Origin of the sequence: Pseudomonas sp. NBRC 111138 (assembly GCF_001320835.1) — a bacterium.
GTDB lineage: Bacteria > Pseudomonadota > Gammaproteobacteria > Pseudomonadales > Pseudomonadaceae > Aquipseudomonas > Aquipseudomonas paracarnis.
Genome location: NZ_BCBO01000082.1, coordinates 22,338 through 37,963 on the forward strand (window position 1 = coordinate 22,338; position 15,626 = coordinate 37,963).

Consider the following 15,626-nt stretch of genomic DNA (forward strand, 5'->3'; position numbering starts at 1 on the left):
CCCAACTTCCCATCGAGCGGGTTATGCTCAAAGCATCCAACCCGCTCAGACTGGGATGCCCATGACCACCCTCACCGTGATTCGCCCTCGCCCCGAAGATGTAGAAGGCCAGCCTATCCTGCGGCCCCTGCCCTCGCGTGAATGCCGCAGCGTCGGTCCCTTTGTATTTTTCGACCATATGCTGCCGACCCGCTACGCACCGGGTAACGGCATGAATATCCGCCAGCATCCCCACATCGGCCTGTCCACCCTCACCTACCTGTTTGAAGGCACCTTGCAGCACAAGGACAGCCTTGGCTCGGACCAGGTGGTGCAAGCCGGCGATGTCAGCTGGATGACCGCCGGCAGCGCGATTGCCCACGTCGAGCGCACACCAGAAGCGGTCAAGGCCAGGGGTTTCAACCTGCATGGCCTGCAGGTGTGGCTGGCCTCGCCCAAGGACCACGAGACCGGGCCCGGACACTACAGCCATCACCCAGCCGCAAGTTTGCCGATAAGCGATAACCTCGGCGTGCAGGTGCGTTTGATCGCCGGTGATGGTTTTTGCCTCAGATCACCGGTGCCGGTGCTGTCGCCGACGCTGTATGCCGAAGTACAGATGCAAACCGCCACCACCCTGTTGATTCCTGATGAACATGAGGAACGCGCGGTGTATGTGCTGGAGGGTGAGGTGCAATTGGACGGTGAAGCCCTGGAGGTCAACAGCTTGGTGGTATTGCCGACTGGGCAGGAGATGACTCTGTATGCCGAGAGTGATTGCCACCTGATGGTATTTGGCGGGGCACCGCTGGATGGGCCACGGCGGATCAACTGGAATTTTGTGGCGAGCGACCCGGCTGTGATCGAGCAGGCGAGACAGCGTTGGGCGGCTGGGGATTGGCCCACTGTGCCGGGGGAGTCAGAAAGAATCGAGTTGCCTGTGAAATAGCTATCGCAGGCAAGCCAGCTCCCACATTTGATGGGTATACACATTTTAGAATGTAGGAGCTGGCTTGCCTGCGATGGCGTCCGATCAGGCGCTGAGAAATCAGCCCTTGAACACTTCATCCAACAAGTTATGCATCGACTGGAAAGCCCGTGCGGCGGTCTTGGCGTCGTACATCATCTTGCCCGGCACATTGGCATGGGGGTCGGTGAAGGAATGCACCGCGCCGCCGTAGCTGAGCAACTGCCAATCCACACCCGCCGCGTTCATTTCATCTTCGAACGCTGGCAGTTGCTCTTTGGGCACCAACGGGTCCGAGGCGCCATGCAGCACCAGCACTGAACCCTTGATGTTCTTCGCGTCTGCGGGGTTCGGTGTATCCAGAGTGCCATGGAACGACACGGCAGCCTTCAGCGGCGCGCCGGTACGGGCCAGTTCCAGGGAGCAGCAACCGCCAAAGCAGAAGCCGAAGGTGGCCAGTTTGGACGTGTCCACCGCGGCTTCAACCTGGCCTTGCAGTTGCTCGAAGGCGGTGTGCATGCGCTTGTTCAGCAACGGGCGATCATTCTTCAACGGCATCATCGCCGCGCCCGCTTCATCGCCATTTGAAGGACGTACGTTTTGCCCGTAGAGGTCGGCAATCAGCACCACGTAGCCCTTGCCAGCAACGGCCTTCGCAATCTCTTCGGCCCCCGCACTCACGCCCATCCAGTTCGGCGCCATCAGCAGTCCCGGCAACGGGCCCTTGTGGCTGGCATCGAATGCCAGACGGCTTTCATAAGACTGGCCATCAATCTGATAGACCACGGAACGTACAGTGACTTGGCTCATCATTTTCTCCAATTCAGATGGATTGACGATGCTCCCTGTAGGAGCGAGGGGGACGCCTAGTTCTTGCTCGCGAAAAACGTGAGATCACCGCGCTCATTCAGCATTTGCGCGTTATCGTTGACGTTCTTCGCGAGCAAGCTCGCTCCTACAGTAGAGCCAGAACGAAAAAACCCGCCGAAGCGGGTTTTTCTACAACGGTGTTAAACCGACAATTCAACCAACAGCTTGTTCAGTCGACGCACATACGCGGCCGGGTCCTTCAAGCTGTCGCCGGCTGCCAGGGCGGCCTGGTCGAAGAGGATGTGCGACAGGTCGCCAAACCGCTCTTCGCTCTGCTCGCCATCGAGTTTCTCGATCAGCGGGTGAGACGGGTTGAATTCGAAGATGGGCTTGGAATCCGGCACTTTCTGGCCGCTGGCTTCGAGGATCTGGCGCATCTGCATGCCCAGGTCCTGCTCGCCAATGGCCAGGATCGCAGGAGAGTCGGTCAGGCGGTGGGAAACCCGTACTTCACTCACCGCTTCGCCCAGGGAAGCCTTGATGCGCTCAACCAGGCCCTCTTTGGACTTGGCGACTTCTTCGGCTTCTTTCTTCTCTTCTTCGGAGTCCAGGTTACCCAGGTCCAGGTCACCACGGGCCACGTCGACGAAGGTTTTGCCGTCGAACTCGGTGAGGTAGCTCATCAGCCACTCATCGATACGGTCGGTCAGCAGCAGCACTTCGATGCCTTTCTTGCGGAAGACTTCCAGGTGCGGGCTGTTCTTGACCTGGGCGTAGGTTTCGCCGGTCAGGTAGTAGATCTTGTCCTGACCTTCCTTGGCACGTGCCAGGTAGTCAGCCAGGGACACAACCTGCTCGCCGTCTTCGCCTTGAGTCGAGGCAAAACGCAGCAAACCGGCGATTTTTTCCTTGTTGGCAAAATCTTCCGCCGGGCCTTCTTTCATGACCTGGCCGAAGTTTTTCCAGAAGCTCTTGTATTGCTCAGGCTCGTTCTTCGCCAGCTTTTCCAGCATGTCGAGTACGCGCTTGGTCAGCGCCGACTTCATGGAGTCGATGATCGGGTCTTTCTGCAGGATTTCCCGCGACACGTTCAGCGACAGGTCGTTGGAGTCGACCACACCTTTGATAAAGCGCAGGTACAGCGGCAGGAAGGATTCCGCCTGGTCCATTACGAACACGCGCTGCACGTACAGCTTCAGGCCTTTTGGCGCCTCGCGCTGGTACAGGTCGAACGGAGCACGGGCCGGTACGTAGAGCAGCGAGCTGTATTCGAGCTTGCCTTCAACCTTGTTGTGGCTCCAGCTCAGCGGGTTCTCGTAGTCGTGCCCGATGTGCTTGTAGAACTCCTGGTATTCCTCGTCCTTGATCTCGGTACGCGGACGGGTCCACAGGGCGCTGGCGCGGTTGACGGTTTCCCACTCCACCGCAGGGGCTTCTTCGCCTTCGGCAACGGTCTGTTCCTTGGGCAACTCGATCGGCAACGCGATGTGGTCGGAGTACTTCTTGATGATGTTGCGCAGACGCCAGCCATCGGCGAATTCGTCTTCACCGGCTTTCAGGTGCAGCACGATGCGCGTACCACGGTCAGCCTTGTCGATAGTGGCGATTTCAAATTCGCCCTCGCCCTTGGAAGCCCAGTGCACGCCTTCGCTGGCGTCAAGGCCGGCGCGGCGGCTGAATACTTCAACCTTGTCGGCGACGATGAAGGCCGAATAGAAGCCCACGCCGAATTGGCCGATCAGGTGAGAGTCTTTTTTCTGGTCGCCCGACAGGTTCTTCATGAAATCTGCGGTGCCGGACTTGGCGATGGTCCCCAGGTGGGTGATCGCATCGTCACGGCTCATGCCGATACCGTTGTCTTCGAGGGTGACGGTCTTGGCGTCTTTGTCGTAGCTCACACGGATCTTGAGTTCCGCGCCGCCTTCCAGCAACTCGGGCTTGGACAGGGCTTCGAAACGTAATTTATCGACAGCGTCAGAGGCGTTCGAGATCAATTCGCGAAGGAAAATTTCCTTGTTGGAATACAGCGAATGGATCATGAGGTGCAGCAGTTGCTTCACCTCGGTCTGGAAGCCCAGGGTTTCCTTTTGAGTTTCCACACTCATGGTCATCAAACTCCAATTGGATGGCAGTGGCCGCGCCCTTGAGGGTTGGCGGCGGGTTGTCATCAAAGTTGGGGACTAAGACCAGGATTTCAAGGGCGGACCAATTCCTCAATTTTGAAATGTGCCCGGGCAGTGGCAATCGGTTCGGCCGGCGTGCTCTGCCAAGCGGTAATCGCCACGTTGGCCACGCGCCGGCCCTGGCGCCATACCTGACACTTGGCATAGGTGTCCCGAAACTGGCCGGCGCGCAGGTAATCCAGGGAGAAGTCGATGATTTTCGGCAGGCCCGGAGCGCCAGTGAACACCAGCAGGTGCATGGCGGCTGCCAGCTCCATGAAGCCGGCGATCACCCCGCCATGCAACGCTGGCAATATGGGGTTACCAATATTGTCCTTGCTGGCCGGCAGGCGAAACAGCAACTCATCCCCCAGGCGAGTGCATTCGATGCCGATCAGCCTGGCATAGGGCACCAGCTCGAGCATCGCATCGTAGTTGCCACGGTCGAGGGCTTGCTCCAGGCGCGTCTTGAACCGATGCGTCATGCCTGTTCTCCCTTGATGACAGTGCCCAAGCCTTGAGTGCCTTTGAGGCGCTTGCCCATGCGCATGAACGTGCCTACCACATGGGCGATAGGTTGTTGCGGGTCATCCTGATAGGCAACGCCACGGGTGAAGATCACGTCGGTGGTGACCCGGTAGCATTGCGCGAAGCCATACACCGGCTTATGGGGTTCGGCGGGATGCATGTAGTCGATACGCAGGTCCAGGGTGGGGCACACCTCGAACTCGGGCAATACGCACAGGGTCGCCATGCCGCAAGCGGTGTCCATCAAGGAGGTCAGCGCGCCGCCGTGGATCACCCCGGTCAGGGGATCACCGACAATATGCGGCCCATAAGGCAGTACGAGGGTCATGCCCTCCTCGCTGGCTTCATGCACCGCCACACCCAGCACCTGGCAATGGCGCAGGGCCGAAACGAAGCGCACGGCACGCTCCAACAAAGGGTTTACGGTCATTGTTTTTAGACTCTTATTAGTGTGAATTCGGCGGATTGGAATGACTGGGTAAAGTTCCTGTACGAAACATGCTATATATCTGTGGGACATAAGGAACTAATGCTGGCCCCTTGGGTTCGAAAGGCCAGTAGATATCTTCAATAAGGAGAAACACCCCATGCGTAAGACATTAGCTATTTCCATGATGCTGGCCGCTGCTCTCGGTCTGGCTGCCTGCGACAAGAAATCCGAAGACAAAGCCCAAGACGCTGCTGCACATGCTGAGCAAGCTCAGCAAGATATGGCTAAAGCACAGGATAAAGTGAACGACGCTGCGAAAGAAAACGCCGAAGCTGCCAAAGCTCAGGCCGAATCGAACGAAGCTGCTGCAAAAGAAGCTGCACCTGCCGCACCTGCAGAACCTGCCAAGCAGTAATCGCAGGGTTTGAAGCTGTATTGCAGCAAAAAGAAAGCCCGCTGACTAAGCGGGCTTTTCTTTGTCTGCGATTTACTGCCAGCGCTACGATGCGCCCTCTTTTACAGCGTCGACTGCTGGTATATCGGTCGGGGTATACACCATCACCTGCAATACATCGGAATGGAACTCGCGGCGGTACAGCACCAGCACCACCCCGCTGCTCATCAACATGAACAACCAGGGGCTGACAAACCAGGCCAGCATGGTCATGCCGAAGTAATACGCACGCAGGCCAAAGTTGAACTGGTTGGCCGCCATCGAAATCACCCGCGCCGCCCGCAAGGCAAATGCATTGCGCTCCTGCTCCGACACATGTCGTTCACCAATCATCGGCGCCGAGCCCACCAGCACCGCCGCGAAGTTGTACTGGCGCATGCACCAGCTGAAAGTAAAAAACGCATAGACAAATACCAGGGCCAGGCACAGCAACTTGACCTCCGACATGCCCTGGGACGCCTGCTGCACCATCGGAATGTCTGCCAGCAACGACACCGCCCGCTCCGAAGCACCGAGCACGGTCAGGATACCCGCAAGGATGATCAAGGTACTGGAGGCAAAGAACGAGGCATTACGCTCCAGGTTGCCGATCACGCTGGCGTCGGCGATACGGTTATCGCGCAGCAGCATGCGGCGCATCCAGTCTTCACGGTACAGGTGCAACACGCTGGCCAGGCAGGCCGTGTCCCGAGCCTTCCACGTTGCGTAACGGGTGTAGCCGCCCCAGCAGAGGATGAACCAAAGAGCGGCAAGCAGGTGGACTTGATTGGTTTCGACGAACGACATGCGGGTCCTTCTAAATGTGAGCCCGGTGAGTTGTGCAACAAATATCAAAACCCCGGCCGTACTACCTGTCTTTTATGAGAATTCCTGTTTCCAGATGTACATGAGCTGGGCCTTGGAACCAATAGAACGCCTCCACTCACTTAGTTGGCCCCAGGGCACGAAGCCTTGATCATTTCTCAGGCGGAAGGAACTGCATATCTATCCTTAGGATGTTAAATGCGCTCAACGTCTCTCTCCGTCAGCCAAACACCTGCACCGCAAGCGATCCAACTGTCCGTGGGCACAGCCTCTGAATCGACAACGCAACACCCGCCTTTATCGCATCACCCTCAGCCCAAGCCGTGGGGACTGGACTCGGATGATCGGATCAAAATCCAGGTAGCCGGCATAAAGCCGGTCGTTGCCAATGATACAGGGCCGAACGCAGTCGCCGCGCAATCCCAATTGTTTGAGCAGCATCAGGCATACAACCAGAAAATCATTGATTTACTCAGTCAGCAGATGACATTCCAACGCTTTACCCAGGCTCAGTTGAAAAAAGCCTTTCCCCAGCTCACATCAATCGACCCGAACATTATCCACGTCAACACCTATCGAAAACAGCCGCCGGCAGAGCCCGTGCTGATTTCCACGCAAACCTTATCGGAGGCATTGCTCGAAAAGGTCGCGCAAGTCCACATAAACGCCGTCACTGGCACGCCCAACACTGAAGAACACAGTGCCAACATACAAACGGGCTTTTACATTGACGGACCTGCGGGTGCTCCCCAAACCAGGCTGGAGCATCAGGGTTCCCTGCTGACGCTTGCACAGGATATCGCAACCCGCTTTTCAGGCGCGCTCAGTAGCTACTGGAAAAGATCACCCAAAGGCTCCCTCAAGCAGCCATCACGTTCAGCCCAACTGCTCGCCCTGCACCGGCAAATGCTTTCCACCGAGGCAGCCCTGCGGGTTGAAGACGGAACCCTGAGCGAGGCTGGCAAAAAGTTGATCGACTTCGCCTTTCAGTACCCCACCCTTGAAGCACGCGAGCGCGAACTTCCCGCAGGGGATCGGCCTGGGGTGTATCCGATCCGGATAGATGACAACTCCGCCAACGGCGCATTTTTAGCCGGTTGTTTTCTTATCACTCGCAGCGACGGCTCGTCGGCCGAGGCACCTTACACCGCAAGTGACACCCGTAATATCGGGCTGGATGACACCACCGGGCCTGTAGTGCTTTATACCCCCGGGGACGGTTTCGAGGAGTTCGCGAGCCCTGGCAAAGCCCGCGAAGCATTGATGCAGAGAATCGATAATGATGACGAGAAGGCCAACCTGCTACTCAAAAGTCTACCGGTGTCGGTAGAGCACAGTCGAAACCCTCCGTGGGGTGATGATTTAATGCTGGGATTCGCCCCCGTCTGCGGCGACGTAGTGGCACAAACCTTTCCCCAGTTGTTGCAGCGACAGGCTGACGAGGTCAATGAAACCATGCAGGCCGGGTTCGCCCAAGCGCAAGCCGAAGCTGGCTCCTCTCGCACACCGTCGTTGCTCTCTGCCCAAACTGTCGAAACCATCAATGATGCAGCGGATCTTTCACTGCATTTCGATGGCAGTAATGCCCTGCTCGCACGCAATGAGCAACTGCACAACAAACTGCAGCCACAATGGCTTAAAGAACTGACTCCCCAACAAGAAACGAGCTATAGGGAGCTGGAGGAAGCACAGGATACAAGCCTTACGCACTTGCAAGCGCTATTGGCAAACATCCCGGCCCCCAACATTTTCGCCAAACAGTTGCTGGCCCAGGCGTTGAAAGCCAAGCTGCCGGACCGCTACCGGCACGAGGAAATAGACCCTGACCACGTGATGGTTCAGATGACCACACAGCAGTCGAGCAATCGCGGCCTTTTAGGTTCCGCAAACGCACCAAAGCCGAAGATCCACACCCGATCGCTTACCGACCTGACGCTCATGAACACAACGCCATGGCATGAACGCTCGCCGACGAGCACCTGGGCCGCTCGCGTCGTAAGTGCCAATGGAAAATACCTGCTGACCCTGGATAAGCCGTTTCTCGAGGACCTGATCAGCCAAACCGATGTGGGCGGCAAATACCTCAAACTACTGGATGACAAACTCAGCCCCACTGCCACCTCCGACGAAGCCAGGGTGCTGCCCGACGCGTGGAAAAACCATCTGAAGGCAAGGATGGCCAAGGACGCGTTCATCACCAGCCTGGATCCCGACGCCTATCTGAACAGGCAAAAAATCGCCGAACAATGGATCGAAGCGACGCTTGAGCATAGCGACTCCACCACCTGGCCAATCGTGAATGGTGCGTCCATCGTCTCGCATAGAGTGGTCCTGAACGGCAAACCCGTCCAGGGCATGATGGTCATCAAACCGACCAACCACCCCTCGCTGGTGCTGTACAGCCCGGATGCTCCCGACGGACGTCCTTTCAGAGAAATTGTGGACGAGGATCAACTTAACACGCTGCTGAACACGTCCGAGTGGATGTCCTACATGGATCAGCGGGTATCACCTGTTGATCGATACAATATTCACGACACCCTGTTTTTGCCTCAGCTCGGCACGTGGCTCAAGAAATTCGCGGCCGACCATGAAGCGGGCATCCGGCTGAAGCCGTTCAAAGGTAGCATCACTGAAAACCTGTACATGCAGGAGGTGGGGTTACTCAGAGGGAGAGCGTCGGTTGGGATGACAACCAGCGCAGAGATATCGGCCCGATCCACAGCCAACAAATTAATGTTCGCCGCAGACATAGCCCAATTCGTTCTAAGCCTCATCCCGGTCAACGCTGGTATGTCAGCCACCAACAGGCTCTCCAAGGCTGCGCTAAGAACGTTGCGTACACCCGGACAAAGCCTGCCCAAGCTCCTCACCCAACCGGGACGCTGGGGGGCGGTGTACAACGACTTCGCCATGGCTGCGTCGGGTATCCCTTTACTCAAAAGGACCCCGTTGCGCCCAGTGTTCAGAAGCCCTGGGCGCACGCTCCAACAGCGACTGACAATCACGGCAGGTACAAACGGTACGCCAAGCGGTCACGTCGTACCGGTTCCGGGTACGTCGATATCGGCCGGCCGCCCCTCAAGCATCCCGACTCAATTGCCGAACCCGGCCCACCCTGTACAGAACCGTGGGGACCTCGCCGCGCACGCACTGGATAATCAGCTACTGGCAGGAAAACCGCTCAGCGCCACCGGGCCACAACAAGTCGGTGAAAAATGGTTGATCCGTTACACCGATAACTCAGACGTGAGCAGGGTCTATCAAATAAGCCCAGCGTTCAAATTCGAATCAGGATTTGTAAACGTTATAAACCCCGAGACAAAGCGTCGGGTGGCTACGCTTTTGAACAAAGGGAACGGCGAATGGGTGCTAACCGGTTTGCCGGGAGGCGCCAAACTACCTCAAACGCTAGCCCCCCTACCGCAGCCTCATTCTGCCTCCTCGGCGGAAAACCTAGTGCCTGCAAGCAGCTCCACCACCTCCGGCAGTTCGCGAATAGAGCCGCCCATTCGAAAGCCACTTGCAGTGCTGGTCAATACCAGGGCTCGTGACCTGAACGCCGAACTGCATCTGGCCGGAGCGGCATTGAACCCCCGAGCGGCCCGAGCGGAACTGGTTCGCATCACAAAGCCGGATGACCTGAAGGTTGTATTGAAACCCGATACAGTCAGCAAGTTCGTCTTCACTCAAGACAACCAACTGATCATCGGTACTATCGACAAAAGTGCACCGCCAAAATGGTTATCACATCCTGCCATCGCGGAAATCGGTGCTGGCAGTGGCCAATCAGAAAAGGTAGTCAGCGCAGGCTATATAAGGAAAGACGCCTTCGGGAAATTCCACCTTTCCGATGTCTCTGGACACTATCTACCCAAAAAAAGCGATTTAAGGCCCGCCCAGGAATATTTGAGGAACATGGGAGTGGATTCGACAAAGAGCAAGTTCCCGATACCCTGAAACAGGCAGCCTGGCTTGGCACTGCGTACAAAAAAGCCCCGGATCATTTGATCCGGGGCTTTTTAATTGCAGCGTATAAGTCAGAGGTTTTAAGCGATCGCTTCGCTGCGCTTGCCCAGCATACGGTCAATCACCACAGCCACCACCAACGTCATCAACGATGGTACCAGCCACGCCAAACCTTGCTCGCTCAGCGGCAAGTTGGCCAACTGTGTAGGCATCCAACCCGCCAGGCCCGCGCCCTTGAGCGCGTCGATGCAGCCAAAGATGAACGACACCAGCATCACCGGGCCGACGATACGGCCCTGTTCCTGCCAGAACCCTTTGCAGAAGCTCAAGGCCACCAACACGATGCACGGCGGGTAGATCGCGGTCAGCACCGGGATCGAGAAGGCAATGAGTTTGGTCAAGCCCAGGTTGGACACAAACAGCGAGAACAGTGCCAGGATCACCACCAGGGTCTTGTAGGACAGCGGCAGGATCTTGCTGAAGTACTCGGCGCAGGCACAGGTCAGGCCCACGGCGGTCACCAGGCATGCCAGGGAAATCAGCACGGCGAGGAAACCACTACCCAAGGAGCCGAACGTGTATTGCACATAGGCATGCAGTACCGCCGCGCCATTGCTGGCACCCGCGGCCACGGCATGGCTGCCCGAACCCAGACGGAACAGGCTGACGTACACCAGTGCCAGGCCCACGCCGGCAATTAGCCCGGCAATGATCGCGTAACGGGTGATCAGCTTGGGCGACTCGACGCCACGGGAGCGGATAGCGTTGACGATCACAATGCCGAACACCAGGGCGCCCAGGGTATCCATGGTCAGGTAACCATTGATAAAGCCTTGGGAGAACGGCGCGGCAACGTATTCCGGCGTGGCAACCCCCACCTCACCGGCGGGCAAGGCAAACGCAGCGATACCGAGGATAGCCAGGGCGATGATCTTCAGCGGCGCCAGGAAACGGCCCACGGTGTCCAGCAGTCGCCCTGGATACAGGGAGACAAAGAACACCACCAGGAAATACACCGAGCTGTAGAGGAACAACGCCAACGGGCTTTCACCGGTCAAGGGCGCCAGGCCCACTTCAAACGATACTGTTGCGGTGCGTGGGGTCGCAAACAGCGGGCCCACTGCCAGGTAGGCCGCTGCCGCCAGCAGGCCACCGGCAATCTTGCCAATTGGGCTGCTCAGCGCGTCCATGCCACCACCGACCTTGGCCAGGGCGATCACGGTGACCACCGGCAAACCGACTGCGGTGATCAGGAAGCCCAGCGCCGCCATCCACACATGCGGCCCGGACTGCAAACCCACGATAGGCGGGAAGATGATGTTGCCGGCGCCCACGAACAGGGCAAAGGTCATAAAGCCCAGCGCCAGGATATCCTGGCTTTTCAACACTTTCATTTGAGGAAATACCACACTACTGAATCGGAATTTAGAGAGGGCTTCCCTATGGATGAGGGAAATGCTACCGGCCCTTGTGGGGACCGACCGGTCTAGCGCGCAGCTTCCTTTTGGGACGCGGACGCATAAAGAGGCGGCTAGAGTACAGAATCAGGCTGACAAACGCACTGTTGCGGGGCGAACTGTCCGATAAGCGACATTTGAATGTCGCGTTTTCATACTTAATTGGGCAACACAGAACCCTGTGGGAGCTGGCTTGCCTGCGATGGCATCGACTCGGTTTGGCTGATGCACCCAGTTGTCTGTATCGCAGGCAAGCCAGCTCCCACATTGAACCGAGCACAATCGTCAATCTGGCTATATCCAGAATGCACAAAGGCCACCCGAAGGTGGCCTTTGTGTGGTGAAGCGTCAGCTAAGCGCGAGGCTTACTTGACAGCCCAACCGGTCAGCTCGGCCAGGGCCTTGCCGATGTCTGCCAGCGAACGCACGGTTTTAACGCCTGCGTCTTGCAGTGCAGCGAACTTCTCGTCTGCAGTGCCTTTGCCGCCAGAGATGATTGCGCCAGCATGGCCCATGCGCTTGCCCGCAGGGGCAGTCACACCAGCGATGTAGGAAACAACCGGCTTGGTCACGTGTGCCTTGATGTAGGCAGCCGCTTCTTCTTCAGCCGAACCGCCGATCTCACCGATCATCACGATCGCTTCGGTCTTCGGGTCTTCCTGGAACAGCTTCAGGATGTCGATGAAGTTGGAGCCTGGGATCGGGTCACCGCCGATGCCGACGCAAGTCGACTGACCGAAACCGGCGTCAGTGGTCTGCTTTACAGCTTCGTAGGTCAGGGTGCCGGAACGGGAAACGATACCGACTTTACCTGGCAAGTGAATGTGACCTGGCATGATGCCGATCTTGCATTCGCCTGGGGTGATCACGCCTGGGCAGTTAGGGCCGATCAGGACTACACCCAGCTCGTCGCACTTAACTTTAGCGTCCAGCATGTCCAGGGTAGGAATGCCTTCGGTGATGCAGACGATCAGCTTGATGCCGCCGAAGGCCGCTTCCAGGATCGAGTCCTTGCAGAAAGGAGCTGGAACGTAGATCACGCTGGCAGTGGCGCCAGTGGCTTCTACCGCTTCTTTCACGGTGTTGAACACGGGCAGGCCCAGGTGCTCGGTGCCGCCTTTGCCTGGTGTTACGCCGCCAACCATCTGGGTGCCGTATTCGATGGCTTGCTGGGTGTGGAAACTACCTTGCGAACCGGTAATACCCTGGCAGATAACTTTGGTGTCTTTATTGATCAGGACGCTCATTACTTGCCCTCCGCAGCTTTGACAACTTGTTGAGCAGCGTCGGTCAGGCTGGTAGCCGCGATGATGTTCAAACCGCTTTCTGCCAGTACTTTAGCGCCCAGTTCAGCGTTGTTACCTTCAAGGCGAACAACAACCGGGATTTTAACGCCGACTTCTTTCACTGCACCGATGATGCCTTCGGCAATCATGTCGCAACGAACGATGCCGCCGAAGATGTTGACCAGTACTGCGGCGACATTGGAGTCGGACAGGATGATCTTGAACGCTTCGGTAACGCGTTCCTTGGTAGCGCCACCACCTACGTCGAGGAAGTTGGCTGGCTTGCCGCCATGCAGGTTGACGATGTCCATGGTACCCATGGCCAGGCCGGCACCGTTGACCATGCAGCCGATGTTACCTTCCAGGGCTACGTAGTTCAGTTCGAACTTGGCAGCGTGCGCTTCGCGCGGATCGTCTTGCGACGGATCGTGGAAAGTCTTCAGCTTAGGCTGACGGTACATGGCGTTGGCGTCGATGTTGATCTTGGCATCGAGGCAGTGCAGATCGCCGTCAGCCTTGATCACCAGCGGGTTCACTTCCAGCAGGGCCAGATCGTGATCCTGGAACAGTTTGGCCAGACCTACGAAGATCTTGGCGAACTGGGCAACTTGCTTGCCTTCCAGGCCCAGCTGGAAAGCCAGCTCGCGACCCTGGAATGGCTGAGCGCCAACCAGTGGATCGATAGTGGCCTTCAGAATTTTTTCTGGGGTTTCGTGAGCGATTTTCTCGATGTCCACGCCACCTTCGGTGGAAGCCATGAACACGATGCGACGGCTCGAACGGTCAACGACAGCGCCCAGGTACAGCTCTTTAGCGATATCAGTGCACGATTCAACCAGGATCTTGGTGACTGGTTGGCCATTGGCATCAGTCTGGTAAGTCACCAGACGCTTGCCCAGCCACTGCTGTGCGAAGGCCTTGGCGTCTTCTTTGCTGCGAACCAGCTTGACGCCGCCCGCTTTACCGCGACCACCGGCGTGGACCTGGGCTTTGACAACCCACTCGCTGCCGCCGATTTTGTCGCAAGCTTCTGCTGCTGCTTCCGGGGTGTCTACTGCGTAGCCCTTGGAAACTGGCAGGCCGTATTCAGCGAACAGCTGCTTACCCTGATACTCGTGAAGATTCATGCTTTTTACCGTCTTCGTTAGGTACTGCGCATTCGGCGCTGCGCTCATTATGAGTGCCGCGCCACCTGTGACTGCTGCTTGCGCAACTTGCGGGGCTTATGGCCCGTAAAGCTGCGCAAGGCTGCGTCCAGCGGATATTCCGCGGTGAGTCTTGCGCGCAAGGCTCACGACGGGCAACTCCGCCGTGGTTTCTTATTATCTCGCTTAGCGCTTCTTGCGGTTGGCGATGTGGATGGCGCCGCCATTCACTGCCAACGCTGCTTCGTGCAACGCTTCGGACAGGGTCGGATGGGAGAAGACCATCATGCCCAAGTCCTCGGCACTGGTGCCGAATTCCATGCCGATCGCGCCTTGCTGAACCAGTTCTGCAGCGCTTGGGCCAATCACGTGGACGCCCAAAACGCGGTCAGTCTTGGCATCAGCGATGACTTTGACAAAACCACCGGTGTCGTTGGCTGCCATGGCACGGCCAGAAGCGGCAAACGGGAAGGTGCCGACGTTAACTTCAACGCCTTCAGCTTTCAACTGCTGTTCGTTCTTGCCGACCCATGCAATTTCCGGGTGGGTGTAGATAACCGATGGGATCAGGTCGTAGTTCATCTGGGTCTTGTGACCCTTGATGCGCTCGACAACCATGATGCCTTCTTCGGAAGCCTTGTGGGCCAGCATCATGCCACGAACCACGTCACCAATGGCATAGACGCCAGGCACAGTGGTAGCGCAATGATCGTCAACGTGGATGAAACCACGCTCGTCGATGTTCACGCCGCTGTCGGAAGCCAACAGGTCATTGGTCACTGGGCGGCGACCAACGGCAACGATCAGCTTGTCGAAGGTGATCGTCTGCTCGCCGTCTTTATCGGTGTAGGTCACCACGACTTCTTCGCCGTTGACCTTGGAACCGGTAACACGGGCGCCAAGCTTGATGTCCAGACCTTGTTTGGTCAGGGTTTTCAGCGCTTCCTTGGAGACTGCAGTGTCAGCCGCCAGCAGGAACGTGTCCAGGGCTTCCAGCACGGTGACTTCAGCGCCAAGGCGCGACCATACCGAGCCCAGCTCCAGACCGATGACGCCAGCGCCGATCACGCCCAGGCGCTTAGGCACAGCCTGGAATTCCAGGGCGCCGGTCGAATCAACGATCACGCTGTTATCAACAGGAGCAGGCGGAATGTCGATTGGACGCGAACCTGGCGCCAGGATCACGTTTTCGGCTTCGATGACTTCAACCGAACCGTCTGGCTTGGTGACTTCAACTTTCTTGCCGGCCAGCAGCTTGCCGTGGCCTTGAATCGAAGTAACGCCGTTGGCCTTGAACAAGGTCGCAACGCCGGAAGTCAGGCCTTTGACGATGTTGGCTTTACGGCCGACCATTGCTGGTACGTCCATGGTCACGCCAGCATGGTTGATGCCGTGGATCGCGAAGCCGTCTTGGGCTTCGTGGAATTTCCAGGAGCTGTCCAGCAGCGCCTTGGACGGAATGCAACCCACGTTCAGGCAAGTACCGCCCAGCGCCAGTTTGCCTTCCTTGTCGGTGTATTTTTCGATGCAAGCAGTGGAGAGGCCCAGTTGCGCAGCCTTGATGGCGGCAACATAGCCGCCAGGGCCTGCACCAATCACTACAACGTCAAATTTCTGTGTCATGAAAATAGATCC

At 57.5% G+C, this 15,626-nt stretch carries 12 protein-coding genes; 3 read left to right on the forward strand and 9 right to left on the reverse strand.

The window, feature by feature from the left end; translation table 11 throughout:
• Positions 1-61 precede the first annotated feature (61 nt).
• A complete protein-coding gene (locus tag APH41_RS15855) occupies positions 62-928 on the forward strand; it encodes a pirin family protein (RefSeq protein WP_054920074.1) in 867 nt (288 codons plus the stop codon).
• A gap of 99 nt (positions 929-1,027) precedes the next feature.
• On the opposite strand, the gene APH41_RS15860 is transcribed toward APH41_RS15855, so the two are convergent.
• The 4 genes from APH41_RS15860 to APH41_RS15875 form a co-directional block, all read right to left on the reverse strand.
• Positions 1,028-1,756, reverse strand: coding sequence for a dienelactone hydrolase family protein (locus tag APH41_RS15860; RefSeq protein WP_054920076.1), 729 nt, complete (start codon positions 1,754-1,756; stop codon positions 1,028-1,030).
• 200 nt (positions 1,757-1,956) lie between these two features.
• The gene (gene htpG, locus APH41_RS15865; RefSeq protein WP_014717738.1) at positions 1,957-3,861 is read right to left on the reverse strand and encodes a molecular chaperone HtpG; all 1,905 of its coding nucleotides are present in this window, start codon (positions 3,859-3,861) and stop codon (positions 1,957-1,959) included.
• A gap of 89 nt (positions 3,862-3,950) precedes the next feature.
• Complete coding sequence (locus APH41_RS15870) at positions 3,951-4,403, reverse strand: PaaI family thioesterase (protein WP_054920079.1); 453 nt, start codon at positions 4,401-4,403, stop codon at positions 3,951-3,953.
• A complete protein-coding gene (locus APH41_RS15875; protein ID WP_014717736.1) occupies positions 4,400-4,876 on the reverse strand; it encodes a PaaI family thioesterase in 477 nt (158 codons plus the stop codon). Before APH41_RS15875 ends, APH41_RS15870 begins: the two co-directional genes overlap by 4 nt.
• Before the next feature lie 157 nt (positions 4,877-5,033).
• On the opposite strand from APH41_RS15875, the gene APH41_RS15880 reads away from it, so the two are divergent.
• On the forward strand, positions 5,034-5,291 hold the full coding sequence (locus APH41_RS15880; protein ID WP_034127196.1) for a hypothetical protein: 258 nt from the start codon (positions 5,034-5,036) through the stop codon (positions 5,289-5,291).
• 84 nt (positions 5,292-5,375) lie between these two features.
• Here APH41_RS15880 and APH41_RS15885 read toward each other — a convergent pair whose 3' ends face one another.
• Positions 5,376-6,116 (reverse strand): DUF599 domain-containing protein, encoded by a 741-nt coding sequence (locus APH41_RS15885; protein ID WP_054920081.1) that lies wholly within the window; start codon positions 6,114-6,116, stop codon positions 5,376-5,378.
• 216 nt (positions 6,117-6,332) lie between these two features.
• On the opposite strand from APH41_RS15885, the gene APH41_RS15890 reads away from it, so the two are divergent.
• A complete protein-coding gene (locus APH41_RS15890; RefSeq protein WP_054920084.1) occupies positions 6,333-10,094 on the forward strand; it encodes a dermonecrotic toxin domain-containing protein in 3,762 nt (1,253 codons plus the stop codon).
• An 89-nt stretch (positions 10,095-10,183) separates the two neighbouring features.
• On the opposite strand, the gene brnQ is transcribed toward APH41_RS15890, so the two are convergent.
• From brnQ to lpdA, 4 genes are all read right to left on the reverse strand, one after another.
• Complete coding sequence (brnQ, locus tag APH41_RS15895; RefSeq protein ID WP_054920086.1) at positions 10,184-11,497, reverse strand: branched-chain amino acid transport system II carrier protein; 1,314 nt, start codon at positions 11,495-11,497, stop codon at positions 10,184-10,186.
• A 428-nt stretch (positions 11,498-11,925) separates the two neighbouring features.
• Entirely contained in the window at positions 11,926-12,807 is an 882-nt protein-coding gene (sucD, locus tag APH41_RS15900; protein WP_003190013.1) for a succinate--CoA ligase subunit alpha, read from the reverse strand.
• Complete coding sequence (gene sucC, locus APH41_RS15905; RefSeq protein ID WP_003190011.1) at positions 12,807-13,973, reverse strand: ADP-forming succinate--CoA ligase subunit beta; 1,167 nt, start codon at positions 13,971-13,973, stop codon at positions 12,807-12,809. Before sucC ends, sucD begins: the two co-directional genes overlap by 1 nt.
• Positions 13,974-14,177: 204 nt before the next feature.
• The gene (gene lpdA / locus APH41_RS15910; protein WP_054920089.1) at positions 14,178-15,614 is read right to left on the reverse strand and encodes a dihydrolipoyl dehydrogenase; all 1,437 of its coding nucleotides are present in this window, start codon (positions 15,612-15,614) and stop codon (positions 14,178-14,180) included.
• Positions 15,615-15,626: the final 12 nt, after the last annotated feature.